Origin of the sequence: Halopenitus sp. H-Gu1 (assembly GCF_041821145.1) — an archaeon.
In the GTDB taxonomy this organism is placed as follows: domain Archaea; phylum Halobacteriota; class Halobacteria; order Halobacteriales; family Haloferacaceae; genus Halopenitus.
Map to the genome: position 1 here is coordinate 167,625 of NZ_JBGUBC010000004.1, position 23,007 is coordinate 190,631.

General features: G+C 56.9%; 24 protein-coding genes and 1 tRNA gene. 13 read left to right on the forward strand and 12 right to left on the reverse strand.

Annotation, left to right across the window (positions count from 1 at the left end; all coding sequences use genetic code 11):
- Positions 1 to 128: 128 nt before the first annotated feature.
- Complete coding sequence (pstB, locus tag ACERIT_RS04945) at positions 129 to 917, reverse strand: phosphate ABC transporter ATP-binding protein PstB (protein ID WP_373673751.1); 789 nt, start codon at positions 915 to 917, stop codon at positions 129 to 131.
- A gap of 483 nt (positions 918 to 1,400) precedes the next feature.
- Between pstB and ACERIT_RS04950 the strand changes: the two genes are divergently transcribed.
- The 4 genes from ACERIT_RS04950 (at position 1,401) to speB (ending at position 4,080) form a co-directional block, all read left to right on the forward strand.
- Complete coding sequence (locus ACERIT_RS04950; RefSeq protein WP_373673723.1) at positions 1,401 to 2,405, forward strand: PhoU domain-containing protein; 1,005 nt, start codon at positions 1,401 to 1,403, stop codon at positions 2,403 to 2,405.
- A 112-nt stretch (positions 2,406 to 2,517) separates the two neighbouring features.
- Positions 2,518 to 2,763 carry a hypothetical protein gene (locus tag ACERIT_RS04955; RefSeq protein ID WP_373673724.1) on the forward strand — a complete coding sequence of 82 codons (246 nt, stop codon included), beginning with the start codon at positions 2,518 to 2,520 and terminating at the stop codon, positions 2,761 to 2,763.
- A gap of 112 nt (positions 2,764 to 2,875) precedes the next feature.
- Complete coding sequence (locus ACERIT_RS04960; RefSeq protein ID WP_373673725.1) at positions 2,876 to 3,253, forward strand: translation initiation factor IF-5A; 378 nt, start codon at positions 2,876 to 2,878, stop codon at positions 3,251 to 3,253.
- Positions 3,254 to 3,258: 5 nt separating this feature from the next.
- Positions 3,259 to 4,080 (forward strand): agmatinase, encoded by an 822-nt coding sequence (gene speB, locus ACERIT_RS04965; protein WP_373673726.1) that lies wholly within the window; start codon positions 3,259 to 3,261, stop codon positions 4,078 to 4,080.
- 47 nt (positions 4,081 to 4,127) lie between these two features.
- Here speB and ACERIT_RS04970 read toward each other — a convergent pair whose 3' ends face one another.
- From ACERIT_RS04970 to ACERIT_RS04980, 3 genes are all read right to left on the reverse strand, one after another.
- Positions 4,128 to 4,961 carry an NAD+ synthase gene (locus ACERIT_RS04970; RefSeq protein ID WP_373673727.1) on the reverse strand — a complete coding sequence of 278 codons (834 nt, stop codon included), beginning with the start codon at positions 4,959 to 4,961 and terminating at the stop codon, positions 4,128 to 4,130.
- Between the two features lie 95 nt (positions 4,962 to 5,056).
- Positions 5,057 to 5,686, reverse strand: a complete 630-nt coding sequence (locus tag ACERIT_RS04975) for an NUDIX hydrolase (protein ID WP_373673728.1) — start codon at positions 5,684 to 5,686, stop codon at positions 5,057 to 5,059.
- Positions 5,683 to 6,075 carry a hypothetical protein gene (locus tag ACERIT_RS04980; RefSeq protein WP_373673729.1) on the reverse strand — a complete coding sequence of 131 codons (393 nt, stop codon included), beginning with the start codon at positions 6,073 to 6,075 and terminating at the stop codon, positions 5,683 to 5,685. Before ACERIT_RS04980 ends, ACERIT_RS04975 begins: the two co-directional genes overlap by 4 nt.
- A gap of 101 nt (positions 6,076 to 6,176) precedes the next feature.
- Here ACERIT_RS04980 and ACERIT_RS04985 point away from each other — a divergent pair, with 101 nt between their 5' ends.
- Complete coding sequence (locus tag ACERIT_RS04985) at positions 6,177 to 7,166, forward strand: DUF5787 family protein (RefSeq protein WP_373673730.1); 990 nt, start codon at positions 6,177 to 6,179, stop codon at positions 7,164 to 7,166.
- Between the two features lie 68 nt (positions 7,167 to 7,234).
- On the opposite strand, the gene ACERIT_RS04990 is transcribed toward ACERIT_RS04985, so the two are convergent.
- Together ACERIT_RS04990 and ACERIT_RS04995 are read right to left on the reverse strand one after the other, a co-directional pair.
- The gene (locus tag ACERIT_RS04990) at positions 7,235 to 8,065 is read right to left on the reverse strand and encodes an MBL fold metallo-hydrolase (protein WP_373673731.1); all 831 of its coding nucleotides are present in this window, start codon (positions 8,063 to 8,065) and stop codon (positions 7,235 to 7,237) included.
- Between the two features lie 109 nt (positions 8,066 to 8,174).
- Positions 8,175 to 10,010, reverse strand: a complete 1,836-nt coding sequence (locus ACERIT_RS04995; RefSeq protein ID WP_373673733.1) for a hypothetical protein — start codon at positions 10,008 to 10,010, stop codon at positions 8,175 to 8,177.
- A 292-nt stretch (positions 10,011 to 10,302) separates the two neighbouring features.
- On the opposite strand from ACERIT_RS04995, the gene ACERIT_RS05000 reads away from it, so the two are divergent.
- Complete coding sequence (locus ACERIT_RS05000) at positions 10,303 to 11,385, forward strand: CNNM domain-containing protein (protein WP_373673734.1); 1,083 nt, start codon at positions 10,303 to 10,305, stop codon at positions 11,383 to 11,385.
- Between the two features lie 95 nt (positions 11,386 to 11,480).
- Positions 11,481 to 12,827 (forward strand): APC family permease, encoded by a 1,347-nt coding sequence (locus ACERIT_RS05005; RefSeq protein ID WP_373673735.1) that lies wholly within the window; start codon positions 11,481 to 11,483, stop codon positions 12,825 to 12,827.
- Between the two features lie 173 nt (positions 12,828 to 13,000).
- Here ACERIT_RS05005 and ACERIT_RS05010 read toward each other — a convergent pair whose 3' ends face one another.
- The gene (locus ACERIT_RS05010) at positions 13,001 to 13,333 is read right to left on the reverse strand and encodes a hypothetical protein (protein ID WP_373673736.1); all 333 of its coding nucleotides are present in this window, start codon (positions 13,331 to 13,333) and stop codon (positions 13,001 to 13,003) included.
- Positions 13,334 to 13,506: 173 nt separating this feature from the next.
- Positions 13,507 to 13,580: transfer RNA gene (locus ACERIT_RS05015), tRNA-Thr, on the reverse strand.
- Between the two features lie 271 nt (positions 13,581 to 13,851).
- Here ACERIT_RS05015 and ACERIT_RS05020 point away from each other — a divergent pair.
- The 3 genes from ACERIT_RS05020 to ACERIT_RS05030 all read left to right on the forward strand — a co-directional run bounded on the left by ACERIT_RS05020 (position 13,852) and on the right by ACERIT_RS05030 (position 18,139).
- Positions 13,852 to 14,886: a hypothetical protein gene (locus ACERIT_RS05020; RefSeq protein ID WP_373673737.1), complete on the forward strand. Its 1,035-nt coding sequence runs from the start codon at positions 13,852 to 13,854 to the stop codon at positions 14,884 to 14,886.
- 101 nt (positions 14,887 to 14,987) lie between these two features.
- Positions 14,988 to 17,330: an Eco57I restriction-modification methylase domain-containing protein gene (locus ACERIT_RS05025; protein ID WP_373673738.1), complete on the forward strand. Its 2,343-nt coding sequence runs from the start codon at positions 14,988 to 14,990 to the stop codon at positions 17,328 to 17,330.
- A gap of 281 nt (positions 17,331 to 17,611) precedes the next feature.
- Positions 17,612 to 18,139, forward strand: coding sequence for a hypothetical protein (locus ACERIT_RS05030; RefSeq protein WP_373673739.1), 528 nt, complete (start codon positions 17,612 to 17,614; stop codon positions 18,137 to 18,139).
- A gap of 325 nt (positions 18,140 to 18,464) precedes the next feature.
- Here the strand turns inward: ACERIT_RS05030 and ACERIT_RS05035 are convergent, their stop codons facing one another.
- Positions 18,465 to 18,710, reverse strand: a complete 246-nt coding sequence (locus ACERIT_RS05035) for a MarR family transcriptional regulator (RefSeq protein ID WP_373673740.1) — start codon at positions 18,708 to 18,710, stop codon at positions 18,465 to 18,467.
- A 218-nt stretch (positions 18,711 to 18,928) separates the two neighbouring features.
- Here ACERIT_RS05035 and ACERIT_RS05040 point away from each other — a divergent pair, with 218 nt between their 5' ends.
- Positions 18,929 to 19,279 (forward strand): hypothetical protein, encoded by a 351-nt coding sequence (locus ACERIT_RS05040; RefSeq protein WP_373673741.1) that lies wholly within the window; start codon positions 18,929 to 18,931, stop codon positions 19,277 to 19,279.
- Between the two features lie 644 nt (positions 19,280 to 19,923).
- On the opposite strand, the gene ACERIT_RS05045 is transcribed toward ACERIT_RS05040, so the two are convergent.
- Entirely contained in the window at positions 19,924 to 20,700 is a 777-nt protein-coding gene (locus ACERIT_RS05045; RefSeq protein WP_373673742.1) for a helix-turn-helix domain-containing protein, read from the reverse strand.
- A gap of 396 nt (positions 20,701 to 21,096) precedes the next feature.
- On the opposite strand from ACERIT_RS05045, the gene ACERIT_RS05050 reads away from it, so the two are divergent.
- Positions 21,097 to 21,474, forward strand: a complete 378-nt coding sequence (locus ACERIT_RS05050; protein WP_373673743.1) for a hypothetical protein — start codon at positions 21,097 to 21,099, stop codon at positions 21,472 to 21,474.
- 235 nt (positions 21,475 to 21,709) lie between these two features.
- The gene (locus tag ACERIT_RS05055) at positions 21,710 to 22,135 is read left to right on the forward strand and encodes a hypothetical protein (RefSeq protein WP_373673744.1); all 426 of its coding nucleotides are present in this window, start codon (positions 21,710 to 21,712) and stop codon (positions 22,133 to 22,135) included.
- A 5-nt stretch (positions 22,136 to 22,140) separates the two neighbouring features.
- Here the strand turns inward: ACERIT_RS05055 and ACERIT_RS05060 are convergent, their stop codons facing one another.
- Complete coding sequence (locus ACERIT_RS05060; RefSeq protein WP_373673745.1) at positions 22,141 to 22,704, reverse strand: hypothetical protein; 564 nt, start codon at positions 22,702 to 22,704, stop codon at positions 22,141 to 22,143.
- 1 nt (position 22,705) lies between these two features.
- Positions 22,706 to 23,007: hypothetical protein (locus tag ACERIT_RS05065; protein WP_373673746.1), on the reverse strand; the 302-nt coding region annotated here is incomplete at its 5' end.

The following is a 23,007-nucleotide window of genomic DNA, read 5'->3' on the forward strand; positions in this document are numbered from 1 at the left end:
GGGATACTTAAACGTGGGTTCGCGTCACCGCTTCGAGGACGATCCGTTCTCCATCCGAGTCGAAACGATCCATGATCGTCGAGTCAGTCGGTCGTTCGGCGGGCCGCTAGTCGGTCGTTCATCGTGGCTCACCCGAACTTGCCGGTGATGTAGTCCTCGACTCGCTGGTTCTCGGGATTCTCGAAGATCCGGTTCGTATCGCCGAACTCGACGAGCTGGCCGCCGGTGAGAAACACGGCGGTCTTATCGGAGATCCGTGCCGCCTGCTGCATGTTGTGGGTCACGATGATCACCGTATACTCCTCGGAGAGGTCGGCGATCAGGTCCTCGACCTTCGCGGTCGCAACCGGATCGAGCGCCGAGGCCGGCTCGTCCATCAGGACGACTTCCGGATCGGGGGCGATCGCCCGGGCGATACAGAGCCGCTGTTGTTGCCCTCCCGACAGATCGAGTCCGGAGCTATCGAGTTGGTGTTTCACCTCGTCCCACAGTGCGGCGTTCTTGAGTGCTTCCTCGACACGAGCATCCACGTCGCCGTCGTATCCCTGTATGTTTAGCCCGTAGGCGACGTTGTCGTGGATCGACTTCGGGAAGGGGTTCGGCTTCTGGAACACCATGCCGATCCGTCGGCGGAGCGCGACCGCGTCAACGTCCTCCTCGTATACGTCCTTGCCGCGGTATAGGAGACTCCCCTCGACACGCGCGGCGTCGATCATGTCGTTCATCCGGTTGATACACCTGAGGAACGTCGACTTTCCACAACCCGATGGACCGATGATCGCCGTGACCTCCCGTTCGGGGATCCCCATCGTCACCGGCTGGAGTGCCTCCTCGTTGCCGTAGTGAACGGAGAGCCCTTCCGCGCGGATGACCGCGCGCGATTCGGGGATATCCTGGATCGATGGCGTGAGATCCATCGTGTCCCCGGGAGCCACGGACCCGTCATCCGTTCCGGAGCGATCCCCAACCGTAGATCCAGTCGTCGTCCCCGTGGTCGAAATGGGATCGGCTTTCGAGCCGTTGATCCTGTCGCCCTTGTCGGATTCGCTCTCGTCGGACTCGGTGTCGTGAATGTGATGACTGTCGCTCATGGATGTTGGTTCACGCGGTGGCCCGCTCTCCGATCGTCGCGGCCGGCTGCGACCCGCGGGGTGACTGCCGATCGCGTCTCGACGCAGGACTCGTCTTCCTCCATCGATTGATACACGGTCCCCGTGCCCATAAATATTCTACTATAACGACTATATATCTCTATGTTTGTGAACGTCTACTCCCGTAGATATGACGGGGAATGGCCAACAGATACTGGATATTCGTCGTTCTCCCCGCCGATATCTGCGGATCTGCTCGCTAAATATATACTCAGACAACTTTATAAATAGTCTCGATAACGATCGGGTATGGAGACTCGAAAGGTCCAGGTCACGGGCGGATCAACGTATACGGTCTCGATTCCCAAGACGTGGGCGAACGAAAACGACGTCGAGGCAGGCAGTGAAGTCGAGTTCTATCCCGACGGCGACTCGTTGCTACTCACGCCGAGCTCCGTGACCGAGCGGACCGAGGGCACGCTCGACATCACCGATCTGGAGGCACGCGAACTCACACGCGCGGTGATGACGATGTACGTGAGCGGGTTCGACGTCATCGCTCTGGAGGGGTCACAGATCACGACCGAACAGCGCTCGACCATCCGGGAGGCCACACAGAGTCTCGTCGGTCTCGAGGTCTTAGAGGAGACGCGCGACCGGGTCGTGGTTCGTGACCTCCTCGACTCCTCGGAGCTTTCGATCCACAACGCAGTCACGCGGATGCGGCTCATCTCGACGTCGATGCTCGAGGATGCGCTCTCGGCGCTCCACGATCTCGACGACGATCTCGCACGCGACGTCATTCAGCGTGATGACGACCTCGATCGTCTCTGGATGGTTGTCTCCCGGATCTTCCGGGCGACGCTTCGAACCCCGAAGGCGGCCGAGGAACTCGGACTCCCCCGGGAGGTCTGTTTCGATTACCACTCCAGCGCGCGCCAACTCGAGCGGATCGGCGATCACGCGACGAAAATCGCCCATCTCACGCTCAACATCGAGGATCCGCTCCCGGAGGAGGTCTTGGACGCGATCGACGACCTCCACGAGGACGCCGAGGACGTCATCGACACCGCGATGGATGCCCTCTTTGAATCCGACAGCGATGTCGCGACCCGGATGGCCAACGACGCACGGGAGAACGTCCGTGACATCGACGATCGGGTTCGCGAGATCGACGAACTGCTCCGTGGTCTGGATCCGACGCGGGCACAACTGCTCGGGCTCGTCGTCGACTCCGTGCTCCGGAGCGCCGATTACGGGGGCAACGTCGCAGAGACCGCTCTCCAGAAGGCCGCGCCCACACCGACGCCCTGAGAGGCGATCCGGTCGAGATCGACGGCGGACTCGGTGCGACTGGCGATCGGACACCACGGATGACACTCGAACGAAAGACCGTTCCGGCTCGCCCTCGAACGATCGCTAACCGATGGGATTCGTGAACGAACTCGTGGACGACGTCGTTGGACTCGTTCGGGACCCGACCGACGAACAGAAGGCCATCGTGGCCGCGATTCTGACGATCATCGTGGTCGACCGATACGCGTGGTACCACGACATCCCGTTCGTCGTGCAGTCGACGGCCGCGGTCGGTGCCGGCTTCATCGTCTTCTTCATCGTTAGCTATCTGTTAACTGGCCATCCGGTTCCGCCCGATTCGGACGACGAGGAGTGAATTACGGAAAATCGCGCGGACGGTTCGATCGATTGGGCCAACGAAGCGTGCGTTTCGAGCGCCTTCGGCGCGTTCCAAACCGTTTATACCCGCTGCGTGGAAATCCAGGAGTATGCCGAGAGAGCAAAAGCAGGTTCGTGAACTGCAGGAGGGCAGCTACGTGATGATGGACGGCGTCCCGTGTAAGATCAACCACTACAGCACCGCCAAACCCGGCAAACACGGCAGCGCCAAGGCCCGGATCGAGGGGAAGGGCGTCTTCGACGACAGAAAGCGGTCGCTCTCCCAGCCAGTCGACGCGAAGGTGTGGGTCCCGATAATCGAACGCAAACAGGGGCAGGTCGTTTCCGTCTCCGGCAACGACGCCCAGGTGATGGATCTCGACACCTACGAGACGTTCACGATGCGTATTCCCGAGGACGAGGATCTGAGCTCCGACGACGAGATCGAATACCTCGAGTACGAAGGACAACGCAAGATCGTCGGATAATCGAGATGTTCCCCGGAGCGACGACCGATCGCGAGGCTGCCTCCTACGTGGTCGTCGGCGCTCCGCTCGACGCCACGACCACCTTTCAGCCGGGTGCCCGGTTCGGACCGGACCGGATCCGGCGCTTCTCGGAGACCTACGACGACTACGATCACAGAACGGCCAGTCACTTCACCGATCTCGGCGTCCACGACGCCGGCGACGTGCATCCCTGGGACGACGTCCGCGAGTACCTCGATCATCTCGCTGCGGAGCTTCGAAGCGTCGTTTTCGACGACGCCGTTCCCGTGACGATCGGCGGCGAACACACCGTGACCTACGCCGGGATCGAGGCGGTCGATCCCGATGTCCTCGTCGTCCTTGACGCACACCTCGATCTCCGGGAGTCCTACGGCGGGAATCCCTGGAACCACGCCTGTGTCACACGCAGGGCCCTCGACGTCGTCGATCACGCCTACGTGATCGGGGCACGAACGGGCTCCCCCGAGGAGTGGGAGCGCTCGGAGGCCGAGGACGTCACGGTCGTTCCGCCGGCCGACGCCGATGAGTGGGCGCGTTCGATCCATGACCGCGACGCGTTCGGGGACGACTCGGTGTACCTGTCGGTCGACATTGACGGTGCGGACCCGGCGTACGCCCCCGGAACCGGAACCATGGAACCGTTCGGCCTCTCCGCACGGGTGATGCGCGAGATCGTCCAGGGCGTGGCTCCTCACGCCGTGGGATTCGATGTCGTCGAGGTGAACGACCGCGATGACGGTCAGGCTGCGGCTCTGGGCGGCAAGCTCCTCCGCGAGTTCGTGTACGCGAACGCGGCGGATCGGTGACGTTCAGGAAGGCCGACGCCGGACGATTCTACGGAATACGACGTGGCTCACTGTTCCGGTGCGGGCGGCATCCGGCGTTTGTGCGCGCTCGATTCGTGGAGATCGACGACTGCGTCGATCTGTTCGGGCTCGACGTCGAATTCTCGAACCGTCGCCGCCTTCGAGAGCGGGCCGTGGACGTGGACGGCGAGGATCGCATCCAGGGTGTCGTAGTCGACGCCCATCTCCCCCTCGTCGGTCTGGCCGGTCCACATTCCGGCGGTCGGCGTCTGCATCACCAGATCGTGGGGAACCCCGACGTGGGCGGCCAACTGACGAACCTGCATCTTGTACAGGTTCCCGATCGGATTGCAGTCGACCGCCTGATCGCCATATTTCGTAAAGTAGCCGGTCGCTGCCTCCGATCGGTTCCCCGTTCCGAGCACGATTCGATCCTCGGCGTTCGCGATGAAGTAGTTGAGCACGGCTCGCGTACGGACGTAGACGTTCCCTTTCGCCGTGATGTCCTCGGCGGCCTCGGGATAGCGATCGAAGATCGTCTCGGCGATCGGATCGATCTCCACGATATCATAGTCGATGTTCAACTCCTCAGCAACGCGTTCGGCGTCGCTCATGGTCTCCGGATCGTTGACCGAGGCAGGCATCGTGATCCCGTGCAGGCCGTCCTCGCCGAGCGCCTCGACCGCGAGGTACGCGGTGAGCGTCGAGTCGATCCCGCCGGAAAGCCCCAAGACGGCCCCGTCGGCGCCGGCCATTTCGATCGTTTCCGCGATGAATGAGATGATTCGATCGCGAGTCGCCTCGAGTTCCGCCTCCGAGAATCGAAGATCGAGCGGTGGATCCTCGCTCAACAGCACGGATCCCTCCGAGTGGTGCGTCATCGCCTCCGCGTTGGTTCGCCGCCGCCTAATAGACTACCGATCGCGTGAAAACCTGAACGCACGTACGGTTTCCTCAGAGACGACGGTCGATCCGTTCAGGTGTCTCCGAGGTGCCCCTCCTCCTTGGCGAGCAGGAGCCCTTCAAGTGTCGCGTCGTTACAGGAGGGCCGTCTGGCGACCGAGAGCGCGTCGGTTGCACTCACCGCACGTGGTTCGAGGAACTCGTTGGAATCGAGTGTCCGTTCGACGGGGTCGAGTTCCTCGGCGAGGACGTATCCCCGGCGGTGCCGGAGCACGCCGGTCGAACACCACACCTCCTGGAGTAGGGTGGTACTCGAGGGGGCGAATCCGGTCTCCTCGGCGAGTTCGCGTTCGGCGGCTGCGGTGTAGGACTCGCCGGACTCGACGATCCCCGCCGGCAGTTCCAGTTGCGTCTGCCGGATCGTTGGACGGTATTGTTCGACGAACAGGACGTCGTCCTCGGCGATCGCAACGATCACCGTGGCTGGTGGAAGCTCCGCCCAGTAGTAGTCCTTCTCGGTGCCGTCGGGCTGTTCGACCCGGTCGTATCCGGCGGTGAGCCAGCCGGTCTCGTATTCGATCTCGACCTCACGGACCGGCCACTCCGGTTCGCCCGGAAGCGAGTGGAGTCGGCCGTCCGCGAAGGCGTCGTGCTCCCGGAGGTCGGTGGCCGGTTCATGTGCGATCGGCCGATCGTCGTTCATGTGTCCTCCCTACTGACCTCGACGTAATAGCGTTCGCCCTCGTGGCTCACCAGCACTCGCCCGTCCTCGCGGACGGCCTCCGAACTCCGCTGACTGAGGGCATCAACCTCGTCGAACGGCGTGTGAGTGAACTGTTCTTTAATCCCGAACGGTCCCTTTCGGTAGCCCGCCGAGCGACCGTCATCGGCCTCGATCGCGGCCGTGAGATACGGATATCGCCGCTCGGTCACGCCCGTGACGTTGATCGCGGCTCCCTCGTCGGTCGTCGCCTCCGCAGTGAGGTGGTAGGGCTCGCCGGTACCGAGGTAACTCGGAAGCGCACCGAGCGCGAGCAACGCGATCGTGACGACCGCGATCGCGACGAGGAGGGTTCGCATGACGGGGCGCATATCTGCGGTAGATCCTCGCCGTGAATACGGGTTTCGGAGACGGTTCGGGCCCGGGATCGAGACCGCCGAGGGTTTTTGTCGATCGACCGCCGGTCTCCGATATGAACGGCCGGGTCGATCGCTCCGACCGGTTCGCCTCGGAGTTCGACTTCGAGCTGGCGCTTTGTGCCGCTCTCGAACGGGAGGACCGCGTCGTCTCCCGCCAGCTCGGCGGAGCGGTGGCGACTCCCGGTGCCCGGATCGTCGACGTTTGCGTGCTCGAACCCGGCTCCGGTTTCGATGCTCGGGCGTCGATCGCGGCCGATTCGATTCCGGCGGCCGCCATCGAGGCATCGGTCGGTCCTGGAACCGCCGTCCCGATAGCTGACGCGTTCGATCTCCCGCCCGATCGCGCCGCTTCCGTCGTGGATCGTGCCGTCGAGGCCGGCTATCTGGAACGCCAGCGACGGGGTGGTCGCGACCTGGTCCGTGCGACTGCACGGTATCCCGACGGCTGGTTCGACCGGCTCGTCGCCATCGAGAACAAGCCGGATCTCGACCGGCCGGGCGATCTGCGCTCACAGCTCCGGTTCGACGTCGAACTCGGACTCTTCGAGGAGGTCTGGCTCGCGACTGCCTCCTACGTCACGCGAGCACACCTCAACCGGATCCCGGACGCGGTCGGTGTCCGTCGGGTCGATCCGGAGACTGGTGACCACCGGATCGTCCGAGAGGCGACGGAACTCCGGGTCGAGGAGCCCGGAATCGAGATCGAGACTGAACATGGTCTCCGAACCGACGTCACGATCGTGTCGTCGTTACAGAAGGAACGAAAGCTCCGCCGCATCGCCGAACGAGCATACGGACGGGGGTGGCGGCCGAAGCCTCCGGCGTGTGCACACGCGACCGCGACCGACGACGGCCGGCCGTACTGTGACCGATTCGAGCGCGTGATCGATCCGGGAACCGACTGCGGAGAGGGGTGTCACGCCCATCTGGTCGCGGATCCCCCCGAGATCGATCAGGCGGCGCTCCGCGAGACGAACTCGGCCTGGGTTGGCGATCCGTCCGGCCATCGTCGTCGTCAGTCAGGACTCGATCGGTTTGAGTGATCTCTCGGGTCCTGGTCGGGTGATCTCCCGGATCCCGGTCGGGGTGGACACGGATCGCTCGGGTTCGCTCACCGGAGGTGATACCGTTCGCCGTCGATCGCAAGCGGTTCCTCAAAGGCCTCCTCGGCCGGGTAAAAGTGTGCCAGGTGGACGAGCCGGGTCCGATCCGCCGAAAGTTCCGCGGCGAGATCGAGTGCGCCCTCCCGAGTCATGTGTTTGGTGCCGAAGGTTCGTGGGGTGCCGTCGGGGCGATCGTGACGGCCGCCGATCGGGTGGCGATCGCAAAGCGAGGCCGGAACGATGGCGTCCGCCAGAAGCATATCGGGATTCGCGAGCACCTCGCGGGACCGATCGGGAATGTCGTAACTCGTGTCGCCCGTCATCGAGAGTTTCACGCCCGTCTCCGGCTCCTCGATAGTGAGGCCGTAACACTGCAAAGGCGGGTGATCGACGGGAACGAACTGGATCTCAAACCCGCAGGTCTCGAAGGGCTCGAAGGGGTCATGGGCGGCGACGCCGATCCGGTCCTCCAAATAATGGAACTTCTTCCGGATCGTTCCGGCGACGCTCTCGTCGGTAACGGGATCGACCTCGCCGGGGGCGTGAACCGTGAGCGCATCCAGAACGCGGTAGACGTTTCCCAGGCCGTCGAGGTGATCGAAGTGGATGTGGGTGACGATGCCGGCCTCCGGGAGCGGCACGTCGTTCTCGAGGAACTGCTGACGAAAGTCGGGACTGAAGTCGATCAGCAGCGATTCACCGGTCTCCTCGTGTTGCAGATGGACCGAGAATCGCGAACGGGAGATCCCTCGATCACGGGCGGCGCGACAGGTCTCACACGCACAGCCGACCGTCGGCGTCCCGGTGGTGTCGCCGGTTCCCAAAAGCGTGACCTGCATCCCACCGAACGGTTCGATTCCGGATGGTTAACCGTTTTCCGATCGGATCACCCTCAGCCCCGAATCGACGAATACTGACGGGTTTCGTGACTCCGACGTCGTTTCGGGATCAGTTTCCGCCGCCGTTGCCGTTGTTGCCACCGGCGTTACCGTTTCCGCCGCCGTTACCGTTGTTGCTACCGGCGTTTCCATTTCCGCCGCTGTTACCGCTGTTACCACCGGCGTTACCGTTCCCGCCGCCGTTGCCGCTGCTTCCGGCGTCGTCACTTTCGGTGTCGTCGTTGGTCCCGACGTCGCCGTCACTTTCGGTGTCGTCATCAGTCTCCGTCTCGTCGTCGCTTTCGGCGTCGTCATTCCCGTTGGCGTGAGCCGGCGGGCCAGCACCTTCGTCCCCGGTTGCGTTCTTCGGACCGGCGTGGTCCGGCGCGTTGCCGGGGTTGTTGTCGACGACCCACGAGGCGATCTCGCGGCCCGTGTCAGCGTCCTCATCCAGCGTCGCCTTGAACTGCTGGAGTTGTTGGCCGAACGGGAGGCCCTCGTCGATCGCGTCGACGCCCTCTATCGTGGCCATGATCGTCTCTTTGGCACCCTGGTAGGTCACCGTGAGAGAGACGTTGACCGTCTCCTCGGGTGCCGGCAACTCGACTGTGCCGTTCTCGTCGGTGGTGTATTCTCCCGTTCCGGCGTAGGAGGCGTTTTCCGTCTCTGCGAGGTCGACGTCGACGCTCGCGTTCTCCGCGGCCTCGTCGTCAGCCAGCACTGTCACGGTCGCCGGAAGTCCGGGGCCGTCCTGGTCGACGCTCACATCGAGATCGGGTGCGGCTTCAAGCACCGCGTCGGTGGTGGCTGACGCGCCGTCGAGTTCCGCGGTCACGGTCACTGCAACCGTTTCGTTGGGTGCAGGTAGCTGGACCGTGCCGTTCTCGTCGGTCGTATACGTCTCGTTTGCCCCGACGTACGTCGCGTTCTCGTCATTCACCTCGACCACTACCGTCGCATTTACCGCATCCTCATCGTCGGCTGTCACCGTTACCGTCGCCGGGTGCCCACGATCCTGTGTGACACCCACCTCGAGTTCCGGTGGGGCTTCGAGCGTCTCGGACGCGGATGCCGATGCACCCTGGTATTCGACACTCACGATCACGTCGACCGTCTCGTTCGGAACTGGGAGCTGGACCGTGCCGTTCTCGTCGGTCGTCTGCTCGCCAGTCCCTTCGTACGTCGCGTTCTCGTCGACCGTCTCAACGTCGACGGTCCCGTTTTCGAGTGGCTCCTCATCAGCCGTGACCGTCACCGTGGCCGGATGGCCAGTCTCCTGTTCGATGTCGATCGCCAGTTCCGGCGGGGCTACAAGCGTCGTCGTCGTGGAAACGGTGCGATTACTCTCGGTCGCAGTGACGGAGATATCGACCGTCTCCTCGGGGACGGGAAGTTGCGCCGTGCCGTTCTCGTCGGTCGTATACGTCTCGTTTGCTCCGGCGTAGGTCGCGTTATCGTCGACCGTCTCCGCATCGACGGTCGCGTTCTCGACCGGATCGCCGTCCGCGGTAACCGTCACCGTGGCGGGCTGGCCGGGCGACTGCTCGACTGACAGGTCGAGTTCGGGGAGGGCTTCGAGCGTCGCATTCGTGGAAACCGTCTCGTTGTCGACCGTCGCGGTCACGACGACGTCGACCGTCTCCGCGGGCGCGGGTAGCTCGACCGTTCCGTTCGTGTCGGTCGTGTAGTTACCCGTCCCATTGTAGGCCGGTTGGTCGTCGTTCGCGCGTTCGACGGTTAACGATGCATTCTCCACCGGATCGTCGTTTCCGTTCGTGACCGTGACCGTCGCCGGTTCGTCCGGCTCTTGGTCTACTTCCACGGTCGCGTGGTCCGCGGCCGTGACTGCCGTCGCACCGAGGGCGACCGAGAGGGCCACCAGCAGGATGAGTATGTTGCGTTGCACGGAATTTACCACGGATAGAGAACACGTAAATGGGGGAAATCGTCCCGACGGTTCATATGTCCGTGAACCGTTTAGGACTGTTTTTGCGGGCCGTTCACGACCGTCAGCGTCCGAAAGACGTCGACGAGTGCACCACTTCCCGGGTTCCGTTCGAGGGCGGCTCGGCGAGATTGCGTTGGGTCTGGCCAGCCGGACGCCGTCGAGATCGAACGTTCGGCCTCCGTTCAGTACTTCCCTTCTCCGGATACCCTCCGACACAAAGACTTGATACTCGGGCAGAAAACATCGCTCCATGAACGGGTTGGAAATAACGCTTCGCCTGATCGCTGGACTTCTACTCATCCTGGCGAACGGATTCTTCGTGGCGATCGAGTTCGCCCTCACCCGCGTGCGACAGTACCCAAAATCCGAGTTCGACGTTCCCGGACTCCGGCGGGCCTGGGAGATGACCCAGGATCTCGAGGTCTACCTCACGAGCTGTCAAGTCGGTATCTCCGCGACGAGTATCGCCGTCGGAATCGTTGCAGAACCCGCCCTGGCTACGTTGATCGACCCGGTTTTCGAGAGTACACTGCTCGCGTCGATCGGTGCGGGCGGCATCATCGCCTTCGTCATTATCAATCTGCTCCACCTGACCCACGGCGAGCAAACGCCGACGTATCTCGGAGTCGAGCGGACGAAATTCGTCGCTCGGTACGGCGCGACACCGCTTTATTGGTTTGCGAAACTCCTCTATCCGGTCATCGTGATCGGAGACAGCGTCGCCAAAGGGACGCTTCGCCTCTTCGGTGTCGAAATGACCGGTGCGTGGCTCGAAACCGAAGCCGACCGTGTCGAATCGCGGGCGGACCTTCGCCACCGGCTCGGATCCTTACTCGAGCGAGGGGGTCTCAGCGACGAGCGCAAAGGGGAGATACTCAATGCTCTGACAGTCGGAAACGAGCCCATACGCGATATCATGACTGATCGTGAGGACATCGTCTTCCTCTCGACCACCGTCTCCATCGAGGAAAACGTCGATCGGATCGGGGAGAGTCCGCACACGCGATTTCCCCTGATCGGTGATGACCCGGCCGATTTTCGAGGTATCGTCTACGTCCCCGCAGTCGTTGACCAACTCGACGAACTGAGACGCGGCGAGGTCACGTTCGAGGATATCGCGGCCCCACCGATGACGCTTCGAGCAGACACCCTCATCAGCGATGCCGTCGATCGATTTCAGGAGGAGCATCAGGAGCTCGCGCTCGTGTATGACGACACTCCGGAGAACGTCGTGGGCCTGATCACTGCGACGGACGCCCTCGAAGCGGTGATGGGCGAAATCGAGGACCCACTCGACATCGAATTCCAAGAACGACCGAGCACTCCCCAGTGAGATGCACGGGCCAGTGCCACGCTGAGGATCTTTTCACTATCGATCATTTTTGACCCATGGATTAAGAGGTATACCAAATAACGTCAAACCGTGACATGGAGCCGATCAAATCCTTGCTGTCACGCAGTCGGCCAGGCAAACTCGGCCTCCTAGAGGTCGTTGCGATGGGCGTCGGGGGCATGGTCTCGGGTGGCATCTATGCCGTGCTCGGCGTCGCGATGAGACAAGCCGGCAATGCCGTCCCTCTTTCATATCTCATTGGTGGCGTCATCACCCTCCTCACTGCGTACTCGTATCTCAAACTCACGTTGCACTACAAAGAACACGGCGGGGCGTTCACGTTCGTCGAACACGCAACGGACGATTTACACATCGCGGGCTTCGTCGGCTGGGTTCTCGTCATCGGTTACGTCGGTGTGATGGCGATGTACGCGTTCGCCTTCGGTGCGTACACGCTCACTGCAGCGCGGGCCGTCGTCGGAATCGAACTGCCACAGATCCTTCGTCCGATCATCTCGGTCCTCATGGTCGCGGCCTTCGTCGGATTGAACCTCTCCGGTGTCCACGAGACCGGCCTGTTCGAGGACATCGCCGTCTACATCAAACTCATCGTCCTGCTCTCGCTTGCCACGCTCGGGATCGCCTTCTACAGCGGTGATCCATTCGCGATGGACGTTTTCAATAAGGGACACCTCAGTCCGATCACGGGCTTTGCGATCATTTTCGTCTCGTATGAGGGCTTTCAGTTGTTGGTCTATGACTACGACGACATCGAAAACGTCGATCGGATACTCCCGATCGGGATGTACATTTCAATCGTGATCGCCATCCTGATCTACGTCTCGGTATCGTTTATGGCTACTCTCCAACTCTCACCCGACCAACTCATTGTCCACGAGGAGACGGCGCTCGCGGCTGCCGTCTCGAACATCCCACTCCTGGGTGGCATCGGGTTCGTGCTCGTGATCCTCTCGGCGATGAAAAGCACGTCGTCAGGGATCAATGCAACACTCTTTGGCACCTCCCGTCTCGTTCACGAGATCGCGACCGAAGGTGTCATTCCTCGATTGTTCTCCTTCCGGAACCGCGAGGGAATTCCCGTCTACGCGCTCCTGTTAATGGGCGGGTTGACCGCTGCCTTCGCCGCACTCGGGACACTCAAACAGATCACCGAGTTCGGCTCGATCGCCTTCCTGATCGCTGACGCCGTCGCGAACGTCGTCAATCTCGAAGTTGCCGATGAGACCGGGTCGAATCGGCTTTTTCCTGCACTCGGTCTGATTGGGACCGTGACCGCGATACCGATCGTTCTCTATCACCTCTATCGGACCGATATCGGGATACTGCTCTGGATCATCGGCATTTTCGGCTCCGTCTTCCTGCTCGAGTTCTTCTACATCGAGCGACAGCCGTTTGACACCGAGATCGACGGCGATGGGTGATGACCCTCGGATCCGTTCCTCGATCGGGACAGTGGCGATCCTCTTGCGGTTCCAGACGACATTGTCGTTGCTCAATTGCCGCTGTCACCTGCCCCTCCAATGCCAGACGAACACTTGGTACAGCACACGCACATTCATTGGAGCGACCGCTTACGTAGGGATTTTCGGGGAGCTTACTCGTTCTCCTCCCATGGCGGTAGCGTGTCGCCTTGTAATTTCATCGCATGCTTTTCACAGAGCAGGGGTTCGGCCGCCGTGGGGAGCGATCCTTCCGGGATGGGTGAATCAGGTGACCGAGATTGCTCACTGGTCCGAAGTCCATACTCCGCAGCATTGGCGCACGGATCCTCTTTGGAACCGTACCCACAGCCCTCTGCTGTCGGGCGTCGTTCTTTCAGTCGAACCACACAGGACTGGCAGATCATGCCAATACTCTCAAGATCGGGTTCGATCTCCACAAGACTGCCAGCAAAATCCCGATCTTGGTTACAAATCGTGCATACCATACTGAAGAATCACGGAAACTGGTAATAACGTTTCGGGTGCGATACGTTAACTTACTCCGTGTACTGGGGGCGGTAGTTGCGGTTGTTCTCTCGGTACTCGTTCTTGCGCGGTGGACATTGTTTCACCGACGAAGAACTCGGTAACTACCGGACGTAACAGCCAAAGAGAGCCTAGGCCGGAATTTGAATCCGGGGTCTCGTCCTTACCAAGGACGCGCTTTACCGCGCCCATTTCAGCGAGAGAACCGGCCACCATTGCCGGTTACTCGCCCCACTTCTGCCGTTCTCCTATAATTCTATAAACTCTATTTATAAAAAGACAGGGGTTAGAGGGGCATATGCCGAACCAATATCACTCTCTTTCGCTAATCATCACGCTCTACGGCAGGCTCAGCGGGATTACTCACCCGACTATTCGGTTGAGAGTTGAGGGATTCCGGTAGAACTTTTCAAGAATCTCACCGCTCACGTTCCCCAACGCATCTTTTATTTGGTGGCATTGAGAGGTTGGGGGTATAATGGCCCAAGCCTCTCTATCTGATGAAGAATCCGTTCTTGATACGGATGATGTGCGTGATGTTTTGGAATCATTTTCTCTCGAATTGGGCGACCGATTGGATGCACATGAAGTTGAGCGAGTTCTAACCGGGGATGAAGACAACCTCACAAGTGCCGACCTTGGAACTCGCCCGGAGTCCTTTACTGAGAATCACCTGATTTACCCTCTCCTCGAAGCCGCCGGATTAGAGTACGAACCCCGCCCGTTCGGACAAAGTGGGGGACGGGCAGTTTGGCCCGATTTTGAACTCACCAACGTTGAGGCTCATACGATTGGTGAAGACAAGCCGCTCAACAACGTAGAGGAAGCGATTCCTGAAATCAAGGAGTATCTTGATAGGAAATCGATTGATGCTGAGTACGGCATAGCGACGGACGGCATAGAGTGGTACATCTACCGGATTGAGCTTGGTGGGGACTTTACCGAATACCCGGAAATCAAGAAGGTAGACCTACGCTCAGCCCTGATTGAAGTAGCGCGAGATACCGGAGTCGTTGACTCTACAAGCGTCATCGATGTTGACATTGAGGACGTTCTTGAGGAATTTGTCTCAGTCTTTGACCGGCCTAAGCTCGAAACGCTCCTTTCACAGACTGCCCCGAAGACACTCCGTGATGAGCGGAAGAGGGACGTTGAAGCCTTCTACGAACTCTACATTGAACTTCTGTTCGGGGAGAGCGATGAGTACGACTATGATACCTGCCTGATGGACGATATTCGCTCTCCAAAGGGCGCGACGGAGCGGGATGAACGACTCTTCGGAATTACCCTGATGAACCGGCTACTGTTCATCAAGTTCCTTGAGTCGCGGGATATTCTCAATGAGGGCTTCCTACGCGACCGGGTAGACCACTACGAACGACACAAGAACGTACTCACGGGGAACCTCTATGAACCCAAATCAAGCCCCTGTTCTACAAACTTCTCAACACCGAAGAGGATGAGCGTGACCCGAAATATCGGAGCGGTTGGTTCGCTAACGTTCCCTACCTGAACGGTGGGCTCTTTCGGGAAAACGTACCTAATGAGTTCAACTACACGGTGATAGACCGAATCCTTCCGACCGTCATTTCAGACCTTATCGAAGGCTCTCAGTTGGAACTCAATGGTAGTGGGTTTGACCCTGCTATCTTGGGGAGCGTCTTCGAGAAGACTATCAATCACATCGAACAGGAACGGGAACAGAAGGATACGGGAGCGTACTACACACCGAACGACGTTACAGAAATCGTTAGCAGGAACGCTATTGACCCGAAAATCAGGGACGTTCTCATTGAGACGTTCGTTGATGTTGTCCCTCAGGACGATGACCAAGCCACCATAATCCGGGGACAGTTGGATGATATGGCGCTTTCTGAGATATTGGAAGCGATTGAAGAGGGACGCGGTTGGTTCGCTACCCCTGAAGCCATTGAGGAAGCCAATGAGCGCCTGTCTACGCTCAGGGTCTTAGACCCGGCCTGTGGCTCAGGACACTTCCTCACGTCCGCTATGGACGAAGTATACCGGGCTCAACTGTCTCTACAACGGGGGCTGAGCCACGGTGATACACCGGATGCAGAAATCCGATTCAACCTGAAGCGGAATCTCGCTCTCTCCGGTATCTACGGAGTTGATGCAGACCAAATAGCTACGGAAATCGCCAAGCTCAGGGTTTGGCTGAAGATTGTAGAGGATAACGGTTGGTCGCCTGAGTTCGGGAAGCTCCCCAACATTGACGTGAACATTATAGACGGGAACTCGCTCATTGGGCTTCCCATCAAGGGGATGACTGACGTATCCCTTGATTTCGCTGATGTTGAGGAAGAGATTGAGGAAATCCTTGAACTCCGGAAGCAATACAAGAACGAAGAAGCGGAAGACAGGACGGAGATTGAACAGTTAGAAGAAGAGATTCGCCCGGTTCTGAACAGCGCCTTCGTTGACCAACTCAACTACACGGTAGATGAAAAATACGAAGAAGCTGATGAGTTCCGTGAGTTCTGTGAATCAATTCAGGATACTCACCTTCACCAAAAATTGGTGTCCATCAAGATAGAGCGCGAAGATGGAGAAGCCCTTTCCGACGATGAGAAAGACGACTTGGGCGACCTTGGATTTGAGTGGCAGGATTGGCGAGATACCAACAAGAGCGCGAGTCTTGATGTAGAGGAACGGGAACAGGAACTATGGAACGACGATGAAACGGATAACCCTCAGGAAGCTCTAATTGATGAGCTGACTGAGCTACTGAGCGACGGGTACGTTTTCTCGAAGGTAGAACGGCGACCCGTTGAAGACGACTTGAACAGTATTTTCGGCTCTCCGTTCCATTGGGCGGCTGAGTTCCCTGAGGCCAATAGCGAGGAAAACGGGACTCTCAGCGTTGACTTTGACATTATCGTTGGGAATCCCCCGTATGGCGACCTTCTGTCTGAGAGCGAAGATGCACTTTCCGCCACCTACCGGACTGCCGGAGAAGACATAGCCGCCTTGTTCGTTGAGCGGCAGTTACAGCTTCTTGGTGAGACAGGGTACTTCGGGAACGTCACTACCCTGAAGTTGGCATACAAGGCTTCTATGAACGAGATTCATGATGTGTTGAGGGAGAATCTTGAGACAACCCGGATGGCCTGCTTCGCTAAGCGTCCAAGTAAGGTATTCGAGGGGGCTGAAGTTCGTATTGCTATCCTGAGCGGGCGAAAAGTTTCATCTGAGGGTGAGGGGGAGATTCGCACAAGCGAGTTCATCCGATTTGATAATAATATGGACAGGGACACCCGGTTCAGGAATATTCCTTACCGGGACATTGAGGGATACATCCTTCGCAAAGATGGGATTGACGGGAGCGGTCGCCACGTCGCTATTCCTAAAATCGGATTAGAGCATATTGAGAACATCCTTCAGAAGCTCAAAGAGAAAGATTCCCTCATTGGAAACCGGGAGTTAGATTCTGAGACGGAACACGTCATTTGGCGACGTGAGGGGATGGACTACTTCACCAATCCAATGCTCGAAGAAATCTATGACGCCCGTGAGGTGAAGCCGTTCTACTTCTCATCAAAGCTTGAAGCGAGAGCGGCTTTCTTGGCCGTTAGCTCATCTGTTTTCTACACCTATTGGTGCGCATACGGCGATATGTTCCACCTCAATCTGAGTGAAGTTCGGGCGTTCCCACTACCTGAACTCGAAGAGCTTGAGCCATACGAAGAGCGCATCATCGATATCTCCGATAGACTATGGAATACGATGGAAGACGGCTTCAACTCCGATACTAACAACTTTGACAACTATGAGATGCAGAAACCCATCATCGAAGAAGCGGACGAAGTGATGGGGGAACTCTACGGCTTGTCTGAAGAGGAAATCAGCTTCGTCCAAAATTACCATGCTGAGTACGGTCGCCACGGGCCTGATGACTCTCAGCTAAGCGACTACGGAGAGGACGAAGACAACTGAACTTTGAAGCGCGATATGCCTACTGAAGCTACCGTATAAGTCGCTCATTGTGCTACGACTATCCGGGCCGATTCATGGCCCAAAGCGAGAACCCCAAGGGATTAACCGCTCACCGTGGGGGGCTCAGACCCTTCACAACCCACTCCCTTCGTCGGGATTTGGCCTTCTTCACAGAAGCCCGGTTCAACCCATTTGACCAATCCTGAACCGGGTGCTTTCAATGGTACTCAGTAGAACGAAAACCGTAGTTAAGAGGCTTTAGACTGTAGTTTTCGGCAGAAATGGAGAAGGAAGAACTCACCGAAGAAGAGCTACGGAAATGGTATTGGGATGATGGCATGAGCCTGAGAGATATTCAAGATGAGACGGGCGTATTCTCACTCCATATCTCTCAGCAGATGGAAGCGTTAGGTATTCATCGCCGTTCCCCACAGGAAGCCCGCTCATACGGCAGTAAATGGGCTGAGCCCGGAATCATGACTCACGCCGATAGCCATGACTACATCGTTCACAACGACGGCGAAGAGACGCACAGGATTCGGATGGACAAGGCCAATGCGCTTGTTGACTACTCAATCGATGAGCTACAGGGGAAGGTACTGCATCACAAAAACGGCGTAAAGTGGCTCAGTTACCCCTCAAACGTAGAGGTTCTTACTCCCGCTCAGTTTGGGAAGAGGAACGCTTCTGAACCCCGAAAGAAGCGGTGGGAGCATTACGCAAGTCGCTTACATTTTTATGTCGAAGAAGTGATGGAAGAGGAACCGGAGTTAGACGAAATGCCCGAAATTAGAGTATTTAAAGTTTAATCGGAATCGGTACAAACGGTAGCTCTCATTGCACCTGATTCAGGGATGCTCGAAGTTATCAGAGAATCAAAGTGTGCCTCTCAGAACTCCCTCTCCCCTAACACTGCCACGCGGAGAGCCGGAGAAATTGGAAATCTGTGGGATTCCTCTTCTCTATAATTCTATTCCGTTATAACGTTATGAGAGTGAGCTATAGAACCTGTGACGCTTACAGAAGCCACAGATTTGCTCTCAGCGGACTTCATCACAACGGGATGCATACCACTCACTCTTAGAGGGACAGGCACAGGGGGAAGTGAGAGGGCATACAGACGGTGGAAGAGAGTTAATCTCCATCCGACTCAAGCTCTTGAGCATCAAGTTCGCCCTCAAGGTACTGTTCCCCTACCTCAGTGATAACGAAGACGCCATTTCCGAGAAGACGGATTAGTCCATAGTCAACCAACTTACCACTCCGTTGAGTGATGTAGGAGCGGCTAAAACGGACTGTATTACTCTCTGCCATTTCCTTGGCGGTTCCCACCTCATGTTCATCAAGGAACTCCAAGATGCGTTCATCAGCGAGTACCATCCAATCAGCAGATAACCGCATTGTAGGATACAAAGCATCTGAGGGTGGTCACTCCGCCGAATTGTGTATATCTAAACACCTTGTTGAGTACCAAACATTAAGTTGTGATACTGAGAAGGGCAGTTGAACTACCAATGTCTATCCTCGAACGATGGCGGCAGAAGCGACAGGAAGGAAATGAACGGAGAGAAGAACATGGCCAATTGGGGGCTATCAAGATGGCACTCTCAGATGGCAAAGAAGACTTGAAGGAAGATTTGGAAGATACCGGAGTCACGGACACCTACGAGAAGGGGAAGGAAGTAGGGAAGCGGAAGTTCGATGACAACCCTGTATCCATCAACTGCCGCGAGTGTGGGAGCGAGGTAGACTCAGACTCCGTTTCCCGATGCGCTCATTGTGGCTACGACCCGGCAGAACACAAGAAGTGGTTTTGGGTTCATATTCTGTTGTCCGGAGTTCTATGGGCTACGTTGGTCGGAATCCCCTTCTCCATCATTACGATACTCAAAGGGCGGTCGCATAGGAAGAAATCAAAGCAGGGTGTAGCGGAGAAGAAATGGGAGTAGTGGCGATTAACCGTTTACGTCCTTTTATTGGAAAAGCATCACAGAACGGTCATAGGCGCTCTCTGAGCCACTTCAGCATGAACGGGATGTATCCCTCTCAGCGAGAATTATAACGCCTGTATGGGGGACTGAGGGGACTGATAGGGAAGCAGGCCGGAAGTGGGCGACTGTTCAGACGACCGGGGGTTTCTCCCATAATCGCCCACTTCAGAAATTTGGGGATATCGATTCGTAGGCTAACCTCTTCGCGCTCATCTGATAACACCATTATAAAAATATAACACAATAACGCCGGGGTGTCTTCTGAGATAGCCAACACCGCGAATTTCCTAAAAATCTGAGCCCGAAATCTCCCCTCTCAAAATTATAATTCTATAAGCTCAAGCTCTCTCCCTGTCACTGATAGGGATATTATCGCTAAGCTCAGTTCCCTTCGCTCATATTACCCCTATTAGATTTCCACCTGCCCTATCTCGCTCTCAGTAGCCCTATTATCGCTCTCTCAACCGGAACTCCCCTACTTAAACGATTTAGTGGATTTCGATGCTTCAGGTATGTGAAACCCCCGAAAATCAATGTCAGATTTTGGTGAAATGCGTATGCAATAGGGAATAACATATACAGTAGTATTAGGAGAGAGTATACTATTCTTCTAAGCGTTTCTTCGATTCAATCAGCCCGTTGAGGTAGTCCTTGGTAACTCCGTTATCCTTCCACCAATTCGATTTGTTCTGCCTCTCCCTCTCTACCCGTTCAGCTACTCCCTCAGTCTCAAGAACACGGAGAACCTTATTGACGTGGCTTCTGCTTAGTTCAAGACGGCTACTGAGTTCTGAGGCAGTCACCTTCTTCTGTGTGAGTAGACCGTTGGCTACCCTGTATTTTGTCACTAAGTCAATCTCTTCACAGTAGATGTACGGAACATCTTCAATCACTCTAAAAATATAGGCCCGATGTTTGGGATTTTCTTCAAAGACGGTTTGGAATCCAAGTTTCTCCATCTCCCATGCTACTATCTCTGTGTTCTTCCCGAACGTGAAAGCAAACTGAGCCGCGAGATAGGATTCAGCCGCTACTTGGTTGTGGTTCCTGAAATTTTCATTGTAGAGCCGTAGGAAATGCTCTTGATTCTCCCATCCGCCGGAAAACAGGCGCTTACGTCTCAGAAAGTAGTTATCTCGGAAATGGGGAACTTCCTCTTCAAAAATCTCACAGGGATGAATCCCCGCATCGATTTTCTCTGTTTTCTCTGCTATGTCCGGGGATGGTTCGTTACTGCATCTCTCTTGATGGAGTCGGTCAGCTTCTTTGGAAATCTCAAGAAATCGGCTGATAGCCCTATTATTCGTAGCTTCAAGGCCGATATTACCCTCAATAGCCGAAACACTCTTCGTTATTGCGTGATAATCTTCGTTTGTCATCGTTCACCCGATGGCTTGTCTCTTCGGAGTTCCCTTCAGGGAACAAGGCAGACCCCCTTCCCTTCCGACTTTCACCGCCGGAGAGCGCCTGCCTTATCCGTCCGGTACTGTCCTTACGTGGGATTTGTTATTCCTAATTAAAGGGGTATGCTTCATCTCACAATCGCTATCCTCAACTTTCCCTATTATCAAAAGTTGAGGATAGTCCAATCAGTACCGAGCAGACGTTTATTAATGCTCATTACGAATTATTGAGTGTTACATGAACGACTACGATTTCAGCACAATCTCTGTGAAGCGTTCCGTTCGGGACGAAATTTCAAAACGGAAGCCGACAGGAGTTACGTGGACGTATTTCCTTCAGACTGAGCTTGGTATCGATAATGGGGGCGACCGATGAGCGTCCCTGAATCCGCTCTCAAGGACGCTTTCGAGTTTGCACTTCCGGATGACCGGGAAGACATGACGGAAGAGGAAATGGCAGAACACCTCTTGGAGCATGAGGAAACAATCAAACAGCATCTGCGGGAACGCGGCTTCGAGGTGTCCAAGTCGGCAGGGGATTCCCCCACAGACCTACTCAAGTCGCTCTATAACGACAATGGCACTACATCCTATGTTGATTCGGAAACGGCGGAGATGATAGAGCGTGCGTTCCGCCAACCGGATGTTGAGGCTGATGAAACCGCTCCTTCACTCGCCACGTTCTATGGTGAGGAAGTGGATACTGCCGCATCATCGAATCGGGGAGATTCCTACCACGAAAGCGGATGAATCCAAAGGCTCAGCCCGTGGCGAAAGCGCGTTGTCTGTTCACCGACGTAGGGCTTGGTTCGTCCGATTTCATCACGAAGAACGCTATCATCACCGTATCTGCGTTCCCATCAGGGCAAAGCTACAGCTTCGAGCGGAGTGATGAGGATGAACGATTCTCCAAGTGGATTCCTGTCTACGATTCGGACGATGCTACGATGATGAGCCAACGGGCCGAGTTTCAGGTGAGGCGGCTATGAGTCGGCCCATACTACAAGAATCCATCACAGGGGCTTCTGCCGCCGTTCAGGGAGAAGAGTTCGCCGGGAAGGGCCATGTGACGTGGGGGCTTCAGGTAGTGGCTGAGGGGCTGAATACAGCCGGTGGGGATGCGTTCACCGTCCGTCTTGAGGTTGAAGGTGAAAACGGGGAGTGGTCGCCTGTCCTTGATGAGAGTGATGCATCGGTTTTAGGCGAGATTACCGAACCCGATGTTGTGGACGTAGACGGTGATGGAACCACCTACAACGGCTTTGTGCGCGTTCATGGCCTTCCTGCCCCATCCGTCCGGGCCCATCTTTCGACCTACACAGACGGCGGCTCAGGCTTCACAGTAGACGCCTACGTAATGGGAGCGGGGAACGCGGGAACTGGGAGCGCCTACCTCTCCGGCTCCATCTGAAAATCCTATTGGAATCCCCTGATTTCACCTGTGTACTTCTCTGCCTCATGAGCCCGCGCTCCTAACTCGCTGATGTAGTACCCTTTGTCATCAGATACAATCCAATCGTTCTGAGAGAGATACGACAAAATCAGGTCAAAGATTCCACCGGGAACATCTACTTCTTGTTCAAGCTCTCGCTGAGTGAGGTAGATTTTCCCGCCAATCTCGCCCCAATTCTCCGACTCTTGGCGGTAGAGAATAGCGAGAATTTCCTTCTGAGCTTGGAGCCAATCGCCGGGAATCTCTCCACCTAATCCATCAAGTGCCTTCCACCCTTTCGGAGTGATAATAACTTGAGGGTCGGGGTGGGTTCGGGGACGGAACGTTTCTGAGGCTTTTACACAGTCCTTCTCATGCAGTCGCCGGAGAATTTCGGTGAGTCCTTCGTCGGAATAATTCTCTACCCTGTTCGTTGACTCACGGATAGTGAAGAAGGTCGGGTTCAGAATCCCCTCTCCATCATCTCTTACCAAGGTATCATGCAAAGCCAACATCACCGTCTCTTCATCTGAATCAAGCTGAACCATATTATTGATACCCAACAACGCCAAACTCGCCGGTCATTTGGAATCCTTCATACACCCGGTCTACAATCTTCCCTGCTAACTTGTGAGCTAAGATGTAGGCCAATGCAAAGACGGACAGATTAATCTTCAAATCCGCGTTCTCAATCTTCACAAGAATCTCTCCAAAGATTTCCTCAACTCCAAGTCCGTTAACACTGAACGCCGAACCAAGCTCAATAACCTTCCTCAGTCTTTCCACCCACTTCATGATGCGGTCGTACCATGGATGGTAGATAATCAATATATCACCATCCCAATCAAACA